The sequence below is a fragment of the Hyphomicrobiales bacterium genome, from assembly GCA_016710435.1.
Lineage (GTDB): Bacteria > Pseudomonadota > Alphaproteobacteria > Rhizobiales > Aestuariivirgaceae > Aestuariivirga.
In genome coordinates, this window is record JADJVV010000001.1 from 1,957,399 (window position 1) to 1,976,351 (window position 18,953).

Genomic DNA, 18,953 nt, shown 5'->3' on the forward strand with positions numbered 1-18,953 from the left:
CATGGCGCATATCGTTGTACTGGGAGCCGGCTTGGGCGGCACCATCATGGCCTATGAAATGAAGGATCAGCTGCGGCCCGAAGACACGCTCACCGTCGTCACCAAGGAAGCCAAGTATCACTTCGTCCCATCCAATCCCTGGGTGGCCGTCAACTGGCGCAAGCGCGAGGACGTGGAAGTCGATCTGGCGCCCGTCTTTGCCCGCAAGGGCATCGCCTTCCGCCCGTCACCGGCCACGAAGGTCGATCCCGCCAGCAATACAATTGAATTGGCGGACGGTTCATCCGTCACCTACGACTATCTCGTCATCGCAACAGGCCCTGAACTCGCCTTTGACGAGATCGAGGGACTTGGCCCCCACGGCGGGCACACCCAATCTGTCTGCCACGTCGATCACGCCCAGAAGGCGGGCGAGGCCTTCGAGGCATTCTGCAAGAACCCGGCCCCCATCATTGTCGGCGCCGTGCAGGGCGCGTCATGCTTCGGACCCGCTTACGAGTTCCTCTTCATTCTCGAAACGGAACTCCGCCGCCGCAAGATCCGTGACCGCGTGCCAATGACCTTTGTCACCGCCGAACCCTACATCGGCCACCTCGGCCTTGATGGCGTGGGCGATACCAAGGGCCTTCTGGAAAGCGAAATGCGCGGACACCACATCAAGTGGATGACGTCGAGCCGCGTCAAGAAAGTCGAAGCCGGCAAGATGACGGTGGAAGAAGTCGCCGACGACGGCACGGTGAAGGCAACGAAGGAACTGCCTTTCGGCTTCTCCATGATGCTCCCGGCCTTCCGTGGCATCGCGCCCTTGCGCGGAATCGAAGGTCTCTCCAACCCGCGCGGCTTCACCATCATCGACAAGCACCAGCGCAACCCGAAATACCCGAATGTCTTCGCCGTCGGTGTCTGCGTCGCCATCCCGCCCATGGGACCGACGCCGGTGCCCTGCGGCGTGCCCAAGACGGGTTTCATGATCGAGTCCATGGTCACGGCCACGGCGCAGAACATCGGCCTGCTCTTGCGCGGCGAAGAGCCCAAGCATCAGGCCACATGGAATGCCGTCTGCCTCGCGGACTTTGGCGATTCCGGCGTGGCCTTTGTGGCCCAGCCGCAGATCCCGCCCCGCAACGTCAACTGGTCGTCGTCGGGCAAGTGGGTCCACGGCGCCAAGATCGGCTTCGAAAAATACTTCCTTCACAAGATGCGCCGCGGCACCAGCGAGACCTTCTACGAAAAACTCGCGCTCGATGTCCTCGGCATCGGCAAGCTGAAGCAGACCACGACAACGGATTGACGCGCGTCGCCTTATAAAAGAGAAAGGGCGCAGAAACCTGCGCCCTTTCCCACGTCACACGATCGGCTGCATCACGCCACCTTGGGCTTCCGCATGTCCTTGGCATCGATACCTGCCACCACCACGGGCTTCTTCATGGCGTCGCGGCGGAAGGGGTCGCCCAGTTCCTGATTGATCATCGCTTCGATGAGCGTGGTCTTGCCATGCTTCATCTGGTCGTCGATGGCCTTCGACAGCGCATCGCGCAACTGGTCCATGGTGCGCGCCTGCACGCCCTGCAATCCGCAGGCCTTGGCAATGCCGGCGTAGGACACTTCCGGGTCAAGTTCGGTTCCGATGAAATTGTCGTCATACCACAGCGTCGAATTGCGCTTCTCTGCGCCCCACTGATAGTTGCGGAAAACCACCATGGTGACCGCCGGCCACTCCTTGCGGCCGATGGCGGTGAGTTCCGTGACGGCAATTCCGAAGGCACCATCGCCGGAGAAGCCCACCACGGGCACATCGGGGCAGCCGATCTTGGCGCCCACGATGGAGGGCAGGCCGTAGCCACACGGGCCGAACAGGCCCGGCGCCAGGTATTTGCGACCCGCTTCAAACGACGGATAGGCGTTGCCGATGGCGCAGTTGTTGCCGATGTCGGAGGAAATGATGGCGTCGCGCGGCAGTGCGGACTGGATGGCGCGCCACGCCATGCGCGGGCTCATCCAGTCGGGCTTCGCCTTGCGGGCGCGCTCGTTCCATGTCGTGCCCGGATCATCGTTCTCGTGATCCATCGACGAAAGTTCCTGCGCCCAACGCGACTTCGTGGTGGAGATGAGGTTCTTGCGCTCGCTGCGGCCCTGATCGCCCGCCTTGGGCGAGAGGCGGGCCAGCAGGCCTTCCGCCACCTTCTTCGCATCTCCCACGATGCCCACGCTCACCTTCTTGGTGAGGCCGATGCGGTTGGGGTTGATGTCGACCTGGATGATCTTGGCATCCTTAGGCCAGTATTCGAGGCCATATCCAGGTAGCGTCGAGAAGGGGTTGAGGCGCGTGCCGAGGCACAGCACCACGTCGGCCTGCTTGATCAGTTCCATGGCCGCCTTGGAGCCGTTGTAGCCCAGCGGACCCGCAAACAGCGGATGCGATCCGGGGAAGGCGTCATTGTGCTGGTAACCCACGCACACCGGCGCATCCAGCCGCTCGGCCAGCGCCTTCGATGCCGGAATGGCCCCGCCGATCACCACGCCCGCACCATTCAGGATCACCGGGAACTTGGCCTCGGAGAGCAGCTTCGCCGCCGCATCAAGCGTGTCATCGCCGCCCGACGGCCGCTCGAAGTCCACGATCACCGGCAGTTCGATATCGACCACATGGGTGAAGAGGTCGCGCGGCATGTTGATCTGCGCCGGCGCCGACATGCGCTTGGCGTTCTGGATCACGCGGTTCAGCACTTCCGCCACGCGGTGCTGGTCGCGCACCTCTTCCTGGTAGCACACCATGTCCTTGAACAGCGCCATCTGCTCTACTTCCTGGAAGCCGCCCTGGCCGATGGTGCGGTTCGCCGCCTGCGGCGTCACCAGCAGCAGTGGCGTGTGGTTCCAGTAGGCGGTCTTCACCGCGGTCACGAAATTGGTGATGCCCGGGCCGTTCTGCGCGATCATCATGGACATGCGGCCGGAGGCGCGCGTGAACCCGTCCGCCATCATGCCGCCGGAGCCTTCATGCGCGCAGTCCCAGAACGCAATGCCCGCCTTGGGGAAGAGATCGGAAATCGGCATGAAGGCCGATCCGATGATGCCGAAGGCATTGTCGATGCCGTGCATCTGCAGCACTTTGATGAAGGCTTCTTCGGTCGTCATTTTCATGGGCGCGTGTCTCCAAATGGGGTCAGCGCATCTTTAGCCGCCCAACTGGACCTATGCTAGGTCCAGAACGCCCGCACTGTTTGGGCGGACCCCAGCAGCAAACATTGCGAAATCATGCCAGCACATGTTAGCAGAGACCCCACAGCGCCCGTAGCTCAGCAGGATAGAGCACAGGTTTCCTAAACCTGGGGTCACAGGTTCGAATCCTGTCGGGCGCGCCAATCCGCCAATCGAGATTCGAACTGTCTGGCGCGTGCAGTTTCTGGTAGGAGATGATCCAACGCTCCACACGGACGCTGGATCAGGTTGGTCTTGCGCGGGCCGATGAACTGACACCAGGAGGCAGCATGCAGGAAACCGACAAGGTGTTCGCGGGCTCGGTGCCAGAAAACTACGACCGCTATATGGTGCCGTTGATATTCGCCCAGTACGCTGCAGATATTGCCCGGCGGGCAGCGTCCCTCTCGCCCGGCGCTGTTCTGGAAATCGCCGCAGGCACCGGGGCCGTCACCCGCGCATTGGCGCCGGGACTGTCCTCGGATGCACGCTATGTCGTAACCGACCTCAACCAGCCCATGCTGGACTTTGCCACGTTGCGGCAAGGTGTTGACAGTCGGATCACCTGGCGCCAGGCGGATGCTCTGGCCTTGCCGTTTGAAGACGCGTCCTTCGATCTTGTTTGCTGTCAGTTTGGCGCGATGTTCTTTCCCGACCGCGTGTCTGCATACCGCGAGGCCAAACGGGTCCTCAAACCCGGAGGACATTTCTTGTTCAACGTATGGGATCGCATCGAAGAGAACGTGTTTGCGGATGATGTGACGAATGCCCTCGCCGGGATGTTTCCCGGCGATCCGCCTCGCTTCATGGCCCGCACCCCGCATGGCTACCACGACAAGGCGCGGATTCGTGACGACGTGGAGGCGGCAGGCTTCTCCGCCGTGGAGATCGAGACCAGAGCGGAACAAAGCCGCGCATCTTCGGCGTATATTCCGGCTGTGGCCTACTGCCAAGGCACTCTTCTTCGGAACGAAATCGAGGCCAGGGACCCGGGAAAACTGGCGGCGGCAACTGACTATGTTGCATCGGTGATCGCCAACCGTCACGGCAGTGGCGAGGTTGCCGCCAAGATTCAGGCACACGTGATCATGGCCGCCATCTGATTGAACGAACTTGTGGCGCAAGCCGCATGAGGCAAGTCCAATTTCACGGCAGGCCAGGTTGATGCGGCATTCAGGTATGGCCCCGGCCATTCCCCCGCAGCCGCCGCAGAGCGCATCATGAATGAAATGGTCTCGCCGGTAGGCGCGCCGGACGATCGCGCGCGCATGTGCGGACTTGCAGCCATCAAGGACCTGGGACGGTGCCAGACCATCCATCAGATCGGCTGGGAGCATGACATGGGCGCCACTTCGCAGGCGCAATAATTTAACCCGTCATTCACTTGTTATGCGCATCCTGCATGCCTAAATCGGCCTTCAGCGGATGGATTCGCTTGGCCGCCCAGTGATTTGAAATGACAACTAAATTGACGAATGGCCGGCGCATCGGTGCGGCCCACCTTGCCTCCAGGATCATGTCGCCAGCGGAAGCAGCCGCACTCATCCGCCCCGGCAGCAATGTCGGCATGAGTGGCTTCACTGGCTCCGGCCATCCCAAGGCGGTTCCGCTGGCACTCGCCGAGATCATCAACGCCCGCCATGCCGCAGGCGAGGCCTTCAAGGTCAACATCTGGAGCGGCGCTTCCACCGCGCCGGAACTCGATGGCGCGCTCGCCAAGGCAGATGGCATCGACGTGCGCCTGCCCTATCAGTCAGACCCCACCTGCCGCCAGCGCATCAACGCCGGGCAGATGAACTACATCGACATGCATCTCTCGCATGTGGCGCAACACGCCTGGTTCGGCTTCTTCGGCCCGCTGGACTACGCCGTCATCGAAGTGACAGGCATCAACGAAGACGGCAGCCTCATTCCTTCCACGGCAGTCGGCAACAACAAGACCTGGCTCGATCTCGCCCAGAACATCATCCTCGAAGTGAACAGCGCCCAGGACCTTCGTCTCGAGGGCATGCACGACATCTACTACGGCACCGCACTTCCCCCGCAGCGCAAGCCCATCCCGATGACGAAGCCGTCAGACCGTATTGGCGTGCCGCACCTGCGCTGCAATCCCGCCAAGATCATCGCCATCGTCGAGACCAACCTGCCGGACCGTCACACCGATTTTGCGGCACCGGACGCCACGTCGCAGGCCATCGCCGCGCACATGCTGGAATTCCTCCACCATGAGGTGAGGGCGGGCCGCATGCCGGAAAACCTGCTGCCGCTGCAATCGGGCGTGGGCAACGTCGCCAACGCCGTTCTCGCTGGCCTTGAGGATGCGCCCTTTGAAGACCTCACCGCCTACACCGAAGTCCTGCAGGATGGCATGCTGCGCCTCATCCGCGCGGGCCGCCTCACCTCGGCATCGGCCTCGGCGATCTCGCTGTCGGAAGCAGCGCTGCGGGACTTCCTCGACAACATTGATTTCTATCGCGAGCGCATCATCCTGCGCCCGCAGGAAATCTCCAACCATCCCGAAGTGGTGCGACGGCTTGGCCTCATCGCCATGAACAGCATGATCGAGGCCGACATCTACGGTAACGTGAATTCGACCCACATCAGCGGCACCAGCATCATGAACGGCATCGGCGGTTCCGGCGATTTTGCCCGCAACGCCTATCTCAACTTCTTCATGACACCATCGACGGCGAAGGGCGGCAGCATCTCCTGCATCGTCCCCATGGTCACCCACGTCGACCACACCGAGCATGACGTGCAGGTGATCGTGACGGAGCAGGGCCTTGCCGATCTGCGCGGCCTCAGCCCCAAGCAGCGCGCCGCCGTCATCACCGCCAATTGCGCCCATCCGAAGTTCCGTGCCGCCCTGCAGGACTATTTCGCCCGCGCGTTGCGCACCTCGCCCGGCAAGCACACGCCGCACCTGATGGATGAAGCCTTCAGCTTCATGCAGGATTGGGCGCAGGAGCACGCGCCCGTGCCGCTGCGCCGCCCCGATGCCGCGTGAGGCTCAGTCAACGCCCGCTTCTGCCAGCAGCCGCCGCACCGAAACCTTGAAGCGCGCCACGCCGCCCTGCGAGCGCGCCATCATCATCAATCCTTCCAGCGAGCCCACGAGGAACTGTGCCACGTCGGCGGGCTTGCCCTCGAAGGCAAGTTCACCCTGCTTGCGGCCGTCACTCAGAACCTGTGTGAGCCAAGCCTCGCTGTGCCTGAAGAACAGTGCCAATCGCTCCCGCATGTCGCCGGGCAGTGTTTCGAACTCCGCCGTCAGCATGCCGCACAGGCACATCCGGTTGTCCGCCAGCACACGGCCGTAGATGTCGGCAAAGAGTTTGAGCTTCTGCGGCGCGGACTTTGCAACGTCATCAATCCGTGCAAGTTCGGCTGTGAACAGGCCGTCATAGCGTTCGATGAGCCGCGCCCCGAGTTCTGCCTTCGATGGGAAATGATAGTGCAGGCTTGCCTTCGTGACTTTCAGTTCACTGGCAATGTCACCGTAGCTGAAGGCGTTGTAGCCGCGCGTCTGTACCAGGCGCTGCGCCACGTCGAGGATGGCATCGGCGGTTCCGCGGGAAGAAGTGTGTCCGTCTGCCATGGGCCGGCCCCCTCAATCCGGGCTTGCATCGCCGCCCGCAATAAACTTACCAACTAGTAGACAAGTTCCAGTTTTCATACGTAGATGAAGCCGGTCCGGACTTCAAGTCCGCGCCATGAGTGACGAACCGGATTGTATCATGCAATGCCCCCGCAGTTGAACTGCGCGGCGGAAGGAGGTTCCATGTCTGCCAAGAGTGCCGTCTCCATCCAGGATCTGCGCAAGGCGATTGAAACCCGCAATGCCGCAAGCCTGAAGGCGTATTATGCGCCCAATGCCGAATTGACGATCATCGACAGTGACAACCCGCCCAGCAAGCCCCGCACGCTCAAGGGCACGGCGGAGATCGGTGCCTTCCTCGACGACGTCTATAGCCGCGACATGGTCCACACCCTCGACATGGGTGTGCGGTCGGATGGCCACCTCGCCTTCGTGCAGGGGTGCAAATATTCCGATGGCACCCGCGTCATCTCATCTTCCGTGGCGGAAGTGGGCCCGCAGGGCATCACCAAGCAGACCACGGTTCAGGCCTGGGATAACTAGACCAGCTTTTCAGGAGACGTCCGATGAAGAAGTTTTCAATCGCCGCGGCGATCACGCTGACGGCTGCCGTGCCGCTCGCATCCGCCGCCCGTGCCGACGACGCCGCCCTCATCAAGAGTGCGGAGGCAGCAGCACCGGCCACGGTTTCCGCCAAGGCCGCCATCTATGCCATGGATGCCTCGGGCCAGATGCGCACCCTGCGCGAGGGCAGCAACGGTTTCTGGTGCATGCCCGATGTGGAATCGACGCCGGGGCCCGATCCCATGTGCGGCGACCAGAATTCCATGGAATGGGCCATGGCCTGGATCGGCAAGAAGGAACCGCCCAAGGGCAAGGTCGGCTTCATGTACATGCTGGCGGGTGGCTCTGATGGCAGCAACACGGATCCCTTTGCCGCCGGGCCCACGGAAGGCAACAACTGGGTCTCCACCGGCCCGCACGTCATGGTCGTCAACGCCATGGACATGATGCAGGGTTATCCCACCTCGGCAAAACCCGACACCACGCAGCCCTATGTCATGTGGGCCAACACGCCTTACGCCCACCTCATGATCCCGGTGCAGTAGGGAACACGCCCTCGCCAATGAAAAACGGCAGCACCAGAAGTGCTGCCGTTCGTGTAAATGGGTTGGCCCGCTTACTTGAGCGTGGCGAGATAGGCGATCAGGTCGGCACGCTCGGTGGCGTCCTTCACGCCCGGGAAGGCCATCTTGCCCTTCGGCACGTCCTTCTTGGGGTTCTCGAGATAGGAGTCGAGCTTGGCCGCATCCCACGCACCGGCAGTGGCGGCATATTCCTTCATGCTGTCCGAGTACTTGAAGTCGGCAGCACTGGCGATGGGGCGTCCCACGACGCCAACCAGCGACGGGCCGACCTTGTTCTTGGCGTCAGTGACGCTGTGGCAGGCGATGCACTTCTTGCCGACGATGGCACCCTTGGCGGCGTCACCATCAGCGAGCGCGGGGGCCGAGAGCGCTGCGAGGGCAGCAAGGGCAAGGAGGGATTTGGAGAATGTCATGACAAGGTCCTCTGAAAAAGCCGCATCATCTGGGATGGAGATGCTGGCAGCGCATTGACACACGTCAAGCTATGCCAGCACCCCCTTTTAGTTTCATCGTGTCACCCTGTCACAGCCAAAATCGAAGTTAATCCCCCGGAGTTCCCGCATGGGCACGGGAACACCGGAGAGAACCATCTGGCGTTGTGTCTGGTCTATGCCGCTACAGTCTCTGGCAGCATAGCGGCACGCCGCGCGAACATGGCCACAAGCGGGCTGTCGTGCTTGGCTTCCGCCCGTTCCGCTGTCAGGGCTTGTGCCAGTGCAGCGTCTCCGCCGCGCAAGGCCGCTTCCAGCAGCGTGAGGTCGATGATGTCGCGCTGGGCATGGCTGCCCCCGAAACGCGCGGCACTGTTCCGCACCGGCCGCATCAGGCTGACGGCCTTCGCATGGTCGCCCTTGTGGAAGGCAATGAAGCCCTGGATCAGGGGCAGCCCCACATCGTTGGAAAACGCGATGTTGTCGGCTTCCGCATCCATCTGCGCCGCCAGCGTCGCCTCCACCAGGTCCTGCCGTCCCGCGCCGAGGAAGGCCATCACCGCATGCAGGTCGTTGAAGGCATAATATCCGGGCACCCACAGGTCTTCGTAGCGCGCCACCAGCGCGGCCCAGCGCTTGCCGGGATCAATGCCGCGCAAGGACAACCGCCACAGCAGGGCGGAGGCATCGACCAGATCCATCATCTGGTTCTGCGCCACCGTGGTGATGGGCCCGTCTGCCAGTTCCAGCACCGCCGCCTCATCGCCGCGTTCCAGATGATAGAGGGCGAGATGCCACCAGTTGTGCACGGCAAAGAAGCTGTCCTTGGTCCAGCCCTCCACATCCTCGCGCATGAAACGGATGCCATCGTCGTGGCGGCCCTGCATTTCCAGCACATGAGCAACCGCATGTTTCGCCCAGCCATCGTGGCGCTGCAGCGACAGCGCCTCGCGGCCCTTGGCCTCGGCGCGGGCATAGTCGCCCATCTCCTCCAGACCGAACGCATGCATGCCGAGCAGCGAATGATAGCCCGCCATCGAAGGCGACCAGTGCGGCGCCGCCCGTCCGATGCGGTCCCGCAGCATGCGCGAATTGCCCGTGAAGAAGTCGAGCTGATGTCCGGCAATCAGCGCCAGCAGGTCGCGCGGATGGTGCACACTGACATCCTCGATGATGCGCGACGCCTGGTGAAAGCGCCCGCCCGCCAGCGCCTTCACAGCCGCCACGTGGCCTTGTTCGCGTGCGTTGGAAGGCAGATTCTCGGCCTCTGCGATGGCGGACTGGATGGCAGCCGCGGCCTTGGCATCGGTGCCCAGCAGGTAGAGCCACGCTTTCAGCACGTGGGCCATCACGAAGCCGGGCTCCGCCGCGATCACTTGCTCGGCCAGTCCGAGGGGATCACCGGCGTAGTTGGAAAGCTGCTGCAACGCTGCCGCAAATTGTGCGGCACCGTTCTGGCTCGCTCCCGTCAGGCTGTTTCCTTGTAGATCAAAGCTCATGGCGGTCACCCTCAAATGTCCAGGTATGGATAGTGCAGGTGCGTCTGTTTGCGGGGCGCGGTGCTGCGCCGGGGCAAGCCTGCATCTTCCAGAAGGCGGTCGTCAAGGTGGGCGATGGCGCGGCGCGTTTCGCGTCCCGCCCGCCAGTTGGCAATGCGGCGCGCAAGGCGGCCGCGAAGAATACTCATCATTCTCTCCTTCGGTCATCGTGCCCCACGTCGCGCGTGCAATATTTCTCAACTGTCAGTGGGTTGAGGGCGTCTTGCACGGGATGCTACATAGGAAGGCGCGGGCGGGGCATGAATGACAGATTGGCCACCTCACATGACCGCACGTTCAAATTCGATTGCTGATGATCCGCTGGGCGCCATCCTGGGCATGATCAGGCTCAGTGGTGCCGTGTTCATCGACAACCATTTCACTGCGCCATGGTCGGTCCTGTCCTCGGTGACGGTGCAGGATTGCGTGCCCTTTCACATGAATCCGCGCCAGCTTGTTGCCTATCATCTCGTCACGGAAGGCCGCTGCTTTGTCTCGCTCCCGGGGCACGCGCCGCTCATTGCGGAGGCAGGCGATGCCGTCATCCTGCCGCGCAACGATGCGCATGTCATGTCGAGCGACTTTGGTCTGCCGCCCATGCCTGCCGAGGAGTCCGTCATTCCGGGCGAAGAAGGCTCGGTCGCCTGTTGCAGACTGGGCGGCGGTGGCGCGCTCACCCGCATCTACTGCGGCTTTCTCGCCACCTCGGAGGAATCCAATCCGGTCTTCGAGGCCCTGCCACCTCTGCTCAAGATCAGCATCAACGAATGCGAATCCTATGACTGGATCGAAAGCTCCATGCGCTACGCCATCCAGGAGATCGTCCAGGGCCGCCTTGCCTCATCGACCACAATGTCACGGCTGGCGGAGCTTCTGCTGGTCGAGGCCCTGCGCAAGTACATGTCGTCCGGCGAAGCGGACTACCGCTGGCTCGCCGGCTTCCGCGACCGCCAGGTGGGCCGTGCCCTCAGCCGCCTCCATCAGGATCTCGCCCATGACTGGACGGTGGACGTACTGGCCCGCGAGGCCGGCATGTCGCGCACCGCCTTTTCCAACCGCTTCAGCGAACTCACCGGTCTGTCGCCCATGCGCTATGTGGCCGACTGGCGCATGCGCGCGGCGCAGACGCATCTGAAGGACGGCGGCCACACCGTCGCCGCCGTCGCTGCCAAGGTGGGCTACGAGTCGGAGGAAGCCTTCAGCCGCGCCTTCAAGAAGAACTTCGGCACCGCCCCCGCCACATGGCGCGAACGCGAAAGGGACTGCGCCTGAACAGATTGCGCCTGGGCCTGACATGAAAAAAAGGGCGCAGCCTTGGCTGCGCCCTCGTTACGTTCAGTGGTGGCTGTCTCAGCCGGCGATCTTCTGCTTCAGGTCGCCCTTGGCATAAAGCTTGGCCATGTCCGCGAGCGGAATGACCTTCTTGATCTTCGAGGCCTGGCCCGCCGTGTTGAATTCGTTGAAACGCTGCGTGCACAGCTTGTTGATCGCATCCATGCCCGGCTTCAGGTACTTGCGCGGATCGAACTCCGAAGGCTCCTCGGCGAAGACCTTGCGGATGGCGCCGGTGAGCGCCATGCGGTTGTCGGTGTCGATATTGATCTTGCGCACGCCGTTCTTGATGCCGCGCTGGATTTCTTCCACCGGCACGCCCCAGGTGGGCTTCATCTTGCCGCCGAACTTGTTGATGATCTCCTGCAGGTCTTCCGGCACGGACGACGAGCCATGCATCACCAGATGCGTGTTCGGAAGCTTCTTGTGGATCTCTTCGATCACGTGCATCGCCAGCACCTTGCCGTCCGGCTTCTTGGTGAACTTGTAGGCGCCGTGCGAGGTGCCCATGGCGATGGCGAGCGCGTCCACGTCCGTTTCCTTGACGAACTTCACCGCTTCATCGGGATTGGTGAGCAACTGGTCGTGGGAGAGCTTGCCTTCCGCGCCGTGGCCGTCTTCCTTTTCGCCTTCGCCCGTCTCCAGCGAACCGAGAACGCCAAGCTCGCCTTCAACCGAAATGCCGCCGAGATGCGCCATCTCCGTCACCTTCTTGGTGACGCCCACATTGTAGGCCCAGTCGGCCGGCGTCTTGCCGTCGGCCTTGAGCGAACCGTCCATCATCACCGAGGTGAAGCCGGACTGGATTGCCGTCATGCAGGTCGCGGCCTCGTTGCCGTGGTCGAGATGCACGCAGACGGGAATGTGCGGATAGATTTCCGTCACCGCGTCCATCATGTGCTTGAGCATGATGTCGTTGGCGTAGGAGCGGGCGCCGCGCGACGCCTGGATGATCACCGGCGAGTCGGTCTTGTCCGCCGCCGCCATGATGGCCAGCGCCTGTTCCATGTTGTTGATGTTGAATGCGGGCACGCCGTAGTCATGTTCGGCGGCGTGGTCGAGCAACTGGCGAAGGGTGATGCGGGCCATGGTGATCGTCTCTCCTGAAGGGGTGAAGCTGGTTCCGGCGCAGGCGATAACGGAAAACACTGGCCGGGTAAAGGCGTCTGAGGGGCGCACCTCAGACGGAACCGTCATCCTCGATATTGAGCACGATTCCGCAGGCTTTGCAGTGCACGGCGTCGTGGTCGTGGCGCCGCAGCCCGCAGGCCGGGCACCTGTGATCCACCTTGGGGGGCCGCAGCATCACCTGCACCAGCCGCAGGAACAGCGTCACGCCGGCGATCATGATGACCGAGGCAATGAGATGCCCCCACGTTCCCTCCAGCACAATGTCGCCAAACCCCGTTGTCGTCAGCGCCGTCACGGTGAAGTAAAGCGCGTCGGCATAGTTTACGATCTTGGGATTGATGACGTGCTGGGTCTCGTAGACGATGGCCGTCATGATGAACATGAAGACACCGAGGTTGATCGAGGCGGTGAAGGTCTGCTCGTTGCGGCGGATGAAGGGAAAGTCCTTTTTCAGCCGCCGCATGATGAGGTAGCTCCGCCCCAGCCGCAAGAGCCGGGCCACGCGCAGGAAGGCAACCCCTTCGCCCGCCAGCGGCGCCAGCAGCGATACGATGACAACGAGGTCGACAAGTCCCAGTGGACTGAACAGATGCCGGACCTTGTGTTCCGAGGTCCACAGGCGCGCCAGGAAATCCAGCGTCAGGACGATGCCGATGGCCGCATCCAGATATTCGGTGCCCTTCCAGTGCAGGAAGGACGAGACGATCAGGAAAAGAATGGTGACGAGGTCGAACGCGAGCAGCGCATAACGGAACCGGTGCGCGGCGTAGGAGTCGCCTTCGTAGTAGTATTCAACCCTGTCCCTGAATGTCATCGCCCGCCCCTCGGCGGCAATCATAGCGTGCGGTTGCGCAAGACGTCCAGAACACCAAGTTTGCCGAGCGCAGGAAGTTTGATGGCGAGGTCATTGAAGTCGACTCCGATGGTCGAGCCCAGGAGGTGCAGTTCAACCCCTTCCTCCGTGGCCAGCGTTCCGCCAAAGAGGCCTGCTACCGACACCGTATAGCCTGTCTTGCTTGGCGCCGGCGCGATGCCGGCCCAGCCCAGCCAGTCCTTGCCCACCGCCACGGGAGGCAACTCGGCATGGAAGCCTTCGGTGTTGCGCACCACCCAGCTCACGAAGGTGTTGCTGTTGGGGCCGGGCCACACCGTATAGGTACCGCGTGCCCCATGGGGATAGCGCGCAATCGACGCTTCGATCCGGGGAATGAGCCGCGCCGCTTCCTGTCCGACGAGGCGGTAGATCACCCGCGGCGCGTTGCCGTACCAGTAGGCATCCGCCGCATAGGCGTCCTTGCGCACCGGATTGCCCCAGCCCACCACGTCATAGCGCACCCAATGCTCCGCGCCCCCGGGCTTGACGACAATCGACATGTGTTCGGCAAAGATGCTCTTCCACTGTCCGGTGCGCGAAGCCAGCAGGATGACGGTGGCGTCGCGGGAAGCACGGGCAGGGGGCAACACACCGGAAGAACTCCAGTTCGCCTTGCGCCAGGAGGTCGGCCACCCGTGGGCATAGCCAAGTCCCGTGCCAATGGCGCAAGGGACGAGGATGAGGAGAAGGGAAAACCAGCCGAGGACCTTGAGCATTCGCCGCATGATGCTAGGATGGCATTCCTTTGCGGCAGAACTTCGGCTGAATTTGGGAATTTATGGATATTGACTCCGACGACCGGGAATTGCTCGCAGGCGCGCGCGGACCCGCCATGAAACTGGCCATGGAAATCGTTATGCAGGCCGGCCGCATCATGGGCGCGGAACGCCTGCAGCACGTCACCTTCGCCCATCTCGATGCCTGTTTCTACAACGGCCAGGCCCACATCGACTTCGCCCGGTTCTGTCTCGATCACCGCGCTACCTTCGCCGTGCCGACCTGGGGCAACAACGGCGTGGTCAGCCTCACGCACCCGGAACTCTACCGCAATCATCCCGACACGGAGATGGTGGAAGGGGCACGCAAACTGCTGGAACTCTACGAATTGCTGGGCTGCAAGCCCACATGGACCTGCGCCCCCTATCACATTCCCGGAGGACCGAAATTCGGGGACCAGATCGTTGCGGGCGAAAGCAACGCCGTGAGCTTCTACAATTCCGTCACCGGCGCGCGCACCAACAAATACGGCGACTACCTCGACGTTGCCTGCGCCCTCATCGGCAAGGTGCCCTATGCCGGCCTGCAAACCGACGAGGGGCGCCGCGCCGAAATTCATCTGTCCACGGATGAAATTCCCGGGGACTGGAAGCGCGAGGACATTTTCTACCACCTCCTCGGCCATCACGTTGGCCGCCTGGCCGGCCGCCGCGTGCCCGTGGTCAGTGGCCTGCCGAAATCCGCAAGTGTCGACAACCTGAAGGCCGTAAGCACCGCCGTTGCTTCCTCGGGGGGCGTTGAACTCTGGCACGGGGTCGGCGTCACACCGGAAGCTCCGTCGCTGGACGCAGTCTTCGGCGGCGGTGAGACATTCCGGCTCACCCGCGATGATCTTCGCGCCGCCCAGGCCGCGCTTTCCATTGGCCGCGATGGTCCGCTCGAAGTGGTAGCGCTTGGCACACCGCATTTCTCCACCACCGAATTCCGCGACGTCCTCGCCCTTCTCGATGGCCGCAAGGTGAAACCCGGCCTCCGCTGCATCATCACCACCTCGCGTTTCGTCATGGGCTACATCGAGGACAAGGGCTGGGCCGAAGACTTGCGCCGCGCCGGCGTGGAAGTGATCGGCGACATCTGCAGCTACTATGCGCCCGGCATCAATCCCATGAAGGGCCGTGTCATGACCAACGCCGCCAAGTGGGCCTACTACGCGCCGGGAATGCTGCCGGTCGAAGTCTGCTTCGGCTCCCTGAGTGAATGCATGGAAAGCGCCGTGCGCGGCGAAGTCTGGCGCGATCCGCAATTGTGGAGCGCCCTCTGATGAAAGTTCAGGGCACCATCCTCAATCCCGGCGCCGCCAGCGGTCCAACACGCGTGCTCACCGAACCCGTCAGTTTCTGGGGTGCATTCGATCCGCGCACCGGCGCCATCGTCGACACCCATCACCCGCAATGCGGCACGAAACTGGGCGGTCACATTCTTCTCCTGCCGGAAACGCGGGGCTCCGGCGGCACACCGGGCGGCATCGCCGAAGCAGTACGCCGCGGCACAGGCCCCCTCGGCATCATCCTCATCACGCCGGACATCAATCTCGCTGTGGGTGCGCAGGTCGCGGCAGCGCTCTATGGCAGGGAATGCCCCGTGATCGCCGTTTCCGAACAGGATTACGCAGCCCTTGTGCCGTGCCCCCACCTGACCATCTCGGCGGATGGCGCCATCACCTGACGGGAATGTGAATCTCGACCGCGCCCGGCGCTTCGTCGGACGCGAAGTCGTACACTTCGAACTGCGGGCCATCGGCAACCGTCAGCTTTGCGGCCGGGATCAGGTCATCAAACACCCGCCGCCAGCTATCGCTCAGCGTATCGACGCCGTCGCCGTGGGTGAACACCGCGACCTTGCGTGCGGGAATGATGAGCGTGTGGAGATAGCCGGGAACCTCGCCCGCATTCTCCACCTGCACGGCGGCCATGTAATCCATACGCCCCTTGCCGTCGAAGCGGTGACAGACACCATAGGTCTTGCTGCCGACCTGACCCGCAATCCGTCCGTAGTCCGGCATGAATTGTTCCCACAGTTCGCGGATGCCGGGCGAGGGGCCGATAGCAAAGGTCCCGTTCCGCCCCGCAAGGACGAGGGCGGATGAAGTTGCGATGTGAAGCAGGTCTGTCATGTGCAGCGAAAAAAAATGGGATGACAACTTCGAGCAGGCAAACAGGCGACAGGTCAAGGCCTTTGTGCGCGCCGCCCCATCATGCCGACGCGCAGCATGTAGCCGATGATCAGCGTATCGGCGACAACAAGACCGCTGATCACGATGAGCCCGCTCTCCCCGCCAATATATTCCAGCACCATGGGCGATGCCGTGCCGGACATGCGCGTCACAGCGGACCACGCCACGTTCACGGCACCGTGGGCCAGGGCAGCGGGCCACACGCTCCCCGTCCACAGCCGCAGGAATCCGAAAAAGATGCCTGCCAGTGTCAGCGTCACCAGAAAGAGCGGTGCCACGATCCATGGATTGCCACTGCTGTGATAGAGGTCCGTCGTCAGCAACAGCGGCATGTGCCACACGCCTTGCAGGAATCCGGTGAGCAGGAGTGCCGGCAGCACGCCGAGGCGGAGCAAGCGGGGCAGCATGTATCCCCGCCAGCCCACCTCTTCGCCCATTGCAAAGAGCGTCGAGACAACGAGTCCCGCCAGCACATCCGCGAGCGCCAGCACCAGGTTCGCGGTCGTATCGAGCGGCCGGAACACCGTCAGGCCAGTGGCCACGAGAACCAATAGCCCCACGCCATGAATCAGCAGCGGTGCAAACAGGGCCAGCGGCCAGGCTTTCCACCCGGCGGTGGTCAGTCCCAGTGAAACCGCAAAGCTGCGCCATCCCCCTTCCGGGGCGATTGCCGCCTGCATCAGCAGCACCGCCACCGCGGGCGTCAGCATGGTCAGCGGCAGGCTGGCTACACCCACCCAGGGTACGGCAAGCCGCACAAGGGTCGCCAGGAACAGCGTGATCCCGTAGAAGAGCAGGGCATGGCGAACGGCGGACGATTGAGGCATGGTCTGCTCCAGCACACGTCCCCGGCCCGGCCCTGACTATACCCCGGCGCGGGCGGAATGCAGCATCCCCTTTGCCGGGAGGGGGCGGGGCCCCCGGGATTTGACTTCCCCTGCCGTTTCCCCTATGTCGCCCGTCATCTCACTAACGTCTTGAACGTTACGAGGTCCTTGCACACATGGGGTCAGGGCAACGGGCGGGCAAATCTCGGATTTGCCAAGCGAAGTTGCTCAAGACAAGAATTCCCGGGAGGTGCAGCGGCCAGCATCCGGCAGCGCGTTCGCGCCCCCGGGTGTCGTTTTCGTTTGGGATTACAGGATGACGCAATGTTCGAAACCTTAAGCGAGCGCCTGACAGGCATCTTCGACAAGCTCACCGGCCGCGGTGCGCTGTCGGAAGCTGACGTCGATGCCGCCATGCGCGAAGTCCGCCGCGCCCTTCTGGAAGCCGACGTTGCCCTCGAAGTGGTCAAGACCTTCACGGAGAAGGTCCGCGAAAAGGCCGTGGGTGCCGAGATCGTCAAGTCGATTAAGCCCGGCCAGATGGTCGTCAAGCTCGTCCACGACCAGCTTGTCGAAACCCTGGGCTCGGACCAGGCCGCTCTCAATCTCCGCGCCTCGCCTCCGGTCGCCATTCTCATGGTCGGCCTGCAGGGCTCGGGCAAGACCACCTCTACCGCCAAGATCGCCAAGCGCCTGCAGGAGCGAGAGAAGCGCAAGGTCCTGATGGCGTCGCTCGACACGCGCCGTCCCGCCGCGCAGGAGCAGCTGGAAATTCTCGGCAAGCAGGTGAAGGTGGATACGCTCCCCATCATCAAGGGCGAAAGCCCGGTCGCCATCGCCAAGCGCGCCATGGGTGAAGCCCGCAAGGGCGCCTATGACGTCGTTATGCTCGATACCGCAGGCCGCCTGCACATCGACGAGGAACTCCTCGCCGAAGCCGCCGCCGTGCGCGACATCGCCAAGCCCAAGGAAACACTGCTCGTCGCCGATGCGCTGACCGGCCAGGACGCCGTCAACCTCGCCCGCGCCTTCGACGAGAAAATCGGCATCACGGGCATCGTCCTCACCCGCATCGACGGCGATGGCCGCGGTGGTGCGGCCCTGTCCATGCGTGCCGTCACCGGCAAGCCCATCAAGCTCATGGGTACTGGCGAAAAGCTGGATGGCCTTGAGGATTTCCATCCCAGCCGCATCGCCGGCCGCATCCTTGGCATGGGCGACGTCGTCTCGCTCGTGGAAAAGGCAGCGCTCGAAATCGACCACGAGAAGGCCCGCAAGATCGCCGAGCGGATGCGCAAGGGCGCCTTCGACATGAACGACCTTGCCGACCAGCTGAAGCAGCTGGAACGCATGGGCGGCATGGGCGGCGTGATGAAGATGCTGCCCGGCATGGGCAAGGTGCAGAAGCAGCTGGAGGGAACCGATCTCGACAAAACGGTGTTCAAGCGCCAGCTCGCCATCATCGGTTCCATGAACAAGCGCGAGCGCATGACGCCGAAGATCATCGACGGCAAGCGCCGCAAGCGCATCGCCGCTGGCTCGGGCACCAAGGTGGAGGAGGTGAACAAGCTCCTCAAGATGCACCTGCAGATGTCCGGAATGATGAAGCAGATGGGCTCCGGCAAGGGCATGTTCGGCAAGATGTTCGGCGGCAAGGGCATGCCGAGCGAAGCCGAAATGGAAGCCATGCAAAAGGAACTCGCCGGCATGGATCCCAACAGCCTTCCGCCGGAACTCCGCGACCTCGCCCAGGGCGGGGGATCGGGCGGCGGATCGTCCGTACCCGGACAAATGCCCGACCTCTCGAAACTTCTGGGCCCCGGCGGCCCGAAACTCCCCGGACTGGGCGGCGGCTTCGGTGGCCTCCCTGGTCTCGGCGGCAATCCCTTCAAGGGCCTTCCCGGCCTTGGAAAGAAAAAGTGATCA

At 62.9% G+C, this 18,953-nt stretch carries 20 protein-coding genes and 1 tRNA gene; 11 read left to right on the forward strand and 10 right to left on the reverse strand.

The window, feature by feature from the left end; genetic code table 11:
- Position 1 precedes the first annotated feature (1 nt).
- On the forward strand, positions 2-1,291 hold the full coding sequence (locus IPM06_09465) for an NAD(P)/FAD-dependent oxidoreductase (GenBank protein ID MBK8770644.1): 1,290 nt from the start codon (positions 2-4) through the stop codon (positions 1,289-1,291).
- Positions 1,292-1,362: 71 nt separating this feature from the next.
- Here IPM06_09465 and xsc read toward each other — a convergent pair whose 3' ends face one another.
- On the reverse strand, positions 1,363-3,141 hold the full coding sequence (gene xsc, locus IPM06_09470) for a sulfoacetaldehyde acetyltransferase (GenBank protein MBK8770645.1): 1,779 nt from the start codon (positions 3,139-3,141) through the stop codon (positions 1,363-1,365).
- 144 nt (positions 3,142-3,285) lie between these two features.
- On the opposite strand from xsc, the gene IPM06_09475 reads away from it, so the two are divergent.
- From IPM06_09475 to IPM06_09490, 4 genes are all read left to right on the forward strand, one after another.
- Positions 3,286-3,362, forward strand: a tRNA-Arg gene (locus IPM06_09475).
- Positions 3,363-3,488: 126 nt separating this feature from the next.
- The gene (locus tag IPM06_09480; GenBank protein MBK8770646.1) at positions 3,489-4,301 is read left to right on the forward strand and encodes a methyltransferase domain-containing protein; all 813 of its coding nucleotides are present in this window, start codon (positions 3,489-3,491) and stop codon (positions 4,299-4,301) included.
- Positions 4,302-4,418: 117 nt separating this feature from the next.
- On the forward strand, positions 4,419-4,565 hold the full coding sequence (locus tag IPM06_09485; GenBank protein MBK8770647.1) for a hypothetical protein: 147 nt from the start codon (positions 4,419-4,421) through the stop codon (positions 4,563-4,565).
- Positions 4,566-4,654: 89 nt separating this feature from the next.
- Positions 4,655-6,205 carry an acetyl-CoA hydrolase/transferase family protein gene (locus IPM06_09490; protein MBK8770648.1) on the forward strand — a complete coding sequence of 517 codons (1,551 nt, stop codon included), beginning with the start codon at positions 4,655-4,657 and terminating at the stop codon, positions 6,203-6,205.
- Between the two features lie 3 nt (positions 6,206-6,208).
- Here IPM06_09490 and IPM06_09495 read toward each other — a convergent pair whose 3' ends face one another.
- The gene (locus IPM06_09495; protein ID MBK8770649.1) at positions 6,209-6,796 is read right to left on the reverse strand and encodes a TetR/AcrR family transcriptional regulator; all 588 of its coding nucleotides are present in this window, start codon (positions 6,794-6,796) and stop codon (positions 6,209-6,211) included.
- 183 nt (positions 6,797-6,979) lie between these two features.
- Between IPM06_09495 and IPM06_09500 the strand changes: the two genes are divergently transcribed.
- A complete protein-coding gene (locus IPM06_09500) occupies positions 6,980-7,339 on the forward strand; it encodes a nuclear transport factor 2 family protein (protein MBK8770650.1) in 360 nt (119 codons plus the stop codon).
- A 23-nt stretch (positions 7,340-7,362) separates the two neighbouring features.
- A complete protein-coding gene (locus IPM06_09505) occupies positions 7,363-7,905 on the forward strand; it encodes a hypothetical protein (GenBank protein ID MBK8770651.1) in 543 nt (180 codons plus the stop codon).
- Between the two features lie 71 nt (positions 7,906-7,976).
- Here the strand turns inward: IPM06_09505 and IPM06_09510 are convergent, their stop codons facing one another.
- From IPM06_09510 to IPM06_09520, 3 genes are all read right to left on the reverse strand, one after another.
- Entirely contained in the window at positions 7,977-8,357 is a 381-nt protein-coding gene (locus IPM06_09510) for a c-type cytochrome (protein ID MBK8770652.1), read from the reverse strand.
- Positions 8,358-8,551: 194 nt separating this feature from the next.
- On the reverse strand, positions 8,552-9,874 hold the full coding sequence (locus IPM06_09515) for a tetratricopeptide repeat protein (GenBank protein MBK8770653.1): 1,323 nt from the start codon (positions 9,872-9,874) through the stop codon (positions 8,552-8,554).
- A gap of 11 nt (positions 9,875-9,885) precedes the next feature.
- Entirely contained in the window at positions 9,886-10,065 is a 180-nt protein-coding gene (locus IPM06_09520; GenBank protein MBK8770654.1) for a DUF1127 domain-containing protein, read from the reverse strand.
- Positions 10,066-10,198: 133 nt separating this feature from the next.
- On the opposite strand from IPM06_09520, the gene IPM06_09525 reads away from it, so the two are divergent.
- Positions 10,199-11,185: an AraC family transcriptional regulator gene (locus IPM06_09525; GenBank protein ID MBK8770655.1), complete on the forward strand. Its 987-nt coding sequence runs from the start codon at positions 10,199-10,201 to the stop codon at positions 11,183-11,185.
- 78 nt (positions 11,186-11,263) lie between these two features.
- Here IPM06_09525 and IPM06_09530 read toward each other — a convergent pair whose 3' ends face one another.
- The 3 genes from IPM06_09530 to IPM06_09540 form a co-directional block, all read right to left on the reverse strand.
- Positions 11,264-12,334, reverse strand: coding sequence for a fructose-bisphosphate aldolase class II (locus IPM06_09530; GenBank protein ID MBK8770656.1), 1,071 nt, complete (start codon positions 12,332-12,334; stop codon positions 11,264-11,266).
- 91 nt (positions 12,335-12,425) lie between these two features.
- Positions 12,426-13,190 (reverse strand): potassium channel family protein, encoded by a 765-nt coding sequence (locus IPM06_09535; protein MBK8770657.1) that lies wholly within the window; start codon positions 13,188-13,190, stop codon positions 12,426-12,428.
- A 20-nt stretch (positions 13,191-13,210) separates the two neighbouring features.
- Entirely contained in the window at positions 13,211-13,966 is a 756-nt protein-coding gene (locus tag IPM06_09540) for a DUF3750 domain-containing protein (protein MBK8770658.1), read from the reverse strand.
- Positions 13,967-14,028: 62 nt separating this feature from the next.
- Between IPM06_09540 and IPM06_09545 the strand changes: the two genes are divergently transcribed.
- Entirely contained in the window at positions 14,029-15,288 is a 1,260-nt protein-coding gene (locus IPM06_09545; protein MBK8770659.1) for an aconitase X catalytic domain-containing protein, read from the forward strand.
- Positions 15,288-15,692, forward strand: coding sequence for a DUF126 domain-containing protein (locus IPM06_09550; protein ID MBK8770660.1), 405 nt, complete (start codon positions 15,288-15,290; stop codon positions 15,690-15,692). Before IPM06_09545 ends, IPM06_09550 begins: the two co-directional genes overlap by 1 nt.
- Here the strand turns inward: IPM06_09550 and IPM06_09555 are convergent.
- Both IPM06_09555 and IPM06_09560 read right to left on the reverse strand, forming a co-directional pair.
- Entirely contained in the window at positions 15,685-16,140 is a 456-nt protein-coding gene (locus IPM06_09555; GenBank protein MBK8770661.1) for an AraC family transcriptional regulator, read from the reverse strand. The genes IPM06_09550 and IPM06_09555 overlap by 8 nt on opposite strands.
- 53 nt (positions 16,141-16,193) lie before the next feature.
- Complete coding sequence (locus IPM06_09560) at positions 16,194-17,027, reverse strand: CPBP family intramembrane metalloprotease (protein MBK8770662.1); 834 nt, start codon at positions 17,025-17,027, stop codon at positions 16,194-16,196.
- A 324-nt stretch (positions 17,028-17,351) separates the two neighbouring features.
- Here IPM06_09560 and ffh point away from each other — a divergent pair, with 324 nt between their 5' ends.
- Positions 17,352-18,950: a signal recognition particle protein gene (ffh, locus tag IPM06_09565; protein MBK8770663.1), complete on the forward strand. Its 1,599-nt coding sequence runs from the start codon at positions 17,352-17,354 to the stop codon at positions 18,948-18,950.
- The last annotated feature ends 3 nt before the right edge of the window (positions 18,951-18,953 follow it).

Bases quoted from the DNA above. Each gene is read 5' to 3' on its own strand.
- IPM06_09530 (MBK8770656.1), bottom strand. From the start codon at position 12,334: ATGGCCCGCATCACCCTTCGCCAGTTGCTCGACCACGCCGCCGAACAT.
- IPM06_09490 (MBK8770648.1), top strand. From the start codon at position 4,655: ATGACAACTAAATTGACGAATGGCCGGCGCATCGGTGCGGCCCACCTT.
- IPM06_09500 (MBK8770650.1), top strand. From the start codon at position 6,980: ATGTCTGCCAAGAGTGCCGTCTCCATCCAGGATCTGCGCAAGGCGATT.
- IPM06_09550 (MBK8770660.1), top strand. From the start codon at position 15,288: ATGAAAGTTCAGGGCACCATCCTCAATCCCGGCGCCGCCAGCGGTCCA.
- IPM06_09520 (MBK8770654.1), bottom strand. From the start codon at position 10,065: ATGATGAGTATTCTTCGCGGCCGCCTTGCGCGCCGCATTGCCAACTGG.
- IPM06_09540 (MBK8770658.1), bottom strand. From the start codon at position 13,966: ATGCTCAAGGTCCTCGGCTGGTTTTCCCTTCTCCTCATCCTCGTCCCT.
- IPM06_09560 (MBK8770662.1), bottom strand. From the start codon at position 17,027: ATGCCTCAATCGTCCGCCGTTCGCCATGCCCTGCTCTTCTACGGGATC.
- ffh (MBK8770663.1), top strand. From the start codon at position 17,352: ATGTTCGAAACCTTAAGCGAGCGCCTGACAGGCATCTTCGACAAGCTC.
- IPM06_09510 (MBK8770652.1), bottom strand. From the start codon at position 8,357: ATGACATTCTCCAAATCCCTCCTTGCCCTTGCTGCCCTCGCAGCGCTC.
- IPM06_09480 (MBK8770646.1), top strand. From the start codon at position 3,489: ATGCAGGAAACCGACAAGGTGTTCGCGGGCTCGGTGCCAGAAAACTAC.
- IPM06_09505 (MBK8770651.1), top strand. From the start codon at position 7,363: ATGAAGAAGTTTTCAATCGCCGCGGCGATCACGCTGACGGCTGCCGTG.
- IPM06_09555 (MBK8770661.1), bottom strand. From the start codon at position 16,140: ATGACAGACCTGCTTCACATCGCAACTTCATCCGCCCTCGTCCTTGCG.
- IPM06_09465 (MBK8770644.1), top strand. From the start codon at position 2: ATGGCGCATATCGTTGTACTGGGAGCCGGCTTGGGCGGCACCATCATG.
- xsc (MBK8770645.1), bottom strand. From the start codon at position 3,141: ATGAAAATGACGACCGAAGAAGCCTTCATCAAAGTGCTGCAGATGCAC.
- IPM06_09515 (MBK8770653.1), bottom strand. From the start codon at position 9,874: ATGAGCTTTGATCTACAAGGAAACAGCCTGACGGGAGCGAGCCAGAAC.
- IPM06_09485 (MBK8770647.1), top strand. From the start codon at position 4,419: ATGAATGAAATGGTCTCGCCGGTAGGCGCGCCGGACGATCGCGCGCGC.
- IPM06_09535 (MBK8770657.1), bottom strand. From the start codon at position 13,190: ATGACATTCAGGGACAGGGTTGAATACTACTACGAAGGCGACTCCTAC.
- IPM06_09525 (MBK8770655.1), top strand. From the start codon at position 10,199: ATGACCGCACGTTCAAATTCGATTGCTGATGATCCGCTGGGCGCCATC.
- IPM06_09545 (MBK8770659.1), top strand. From the start codon at position 14,029: ATGGATATTGACTCCGACGACCGGGAATTGCTCGCAGGCGCGCGCGGA.
- IPM06_09495 (MBK8770649.1), bottom strand. From the start codon at position 6,796: ATGGCAGACGGACACACTTCTTCCCGCGGAACCGCCGATGCCATCCTC.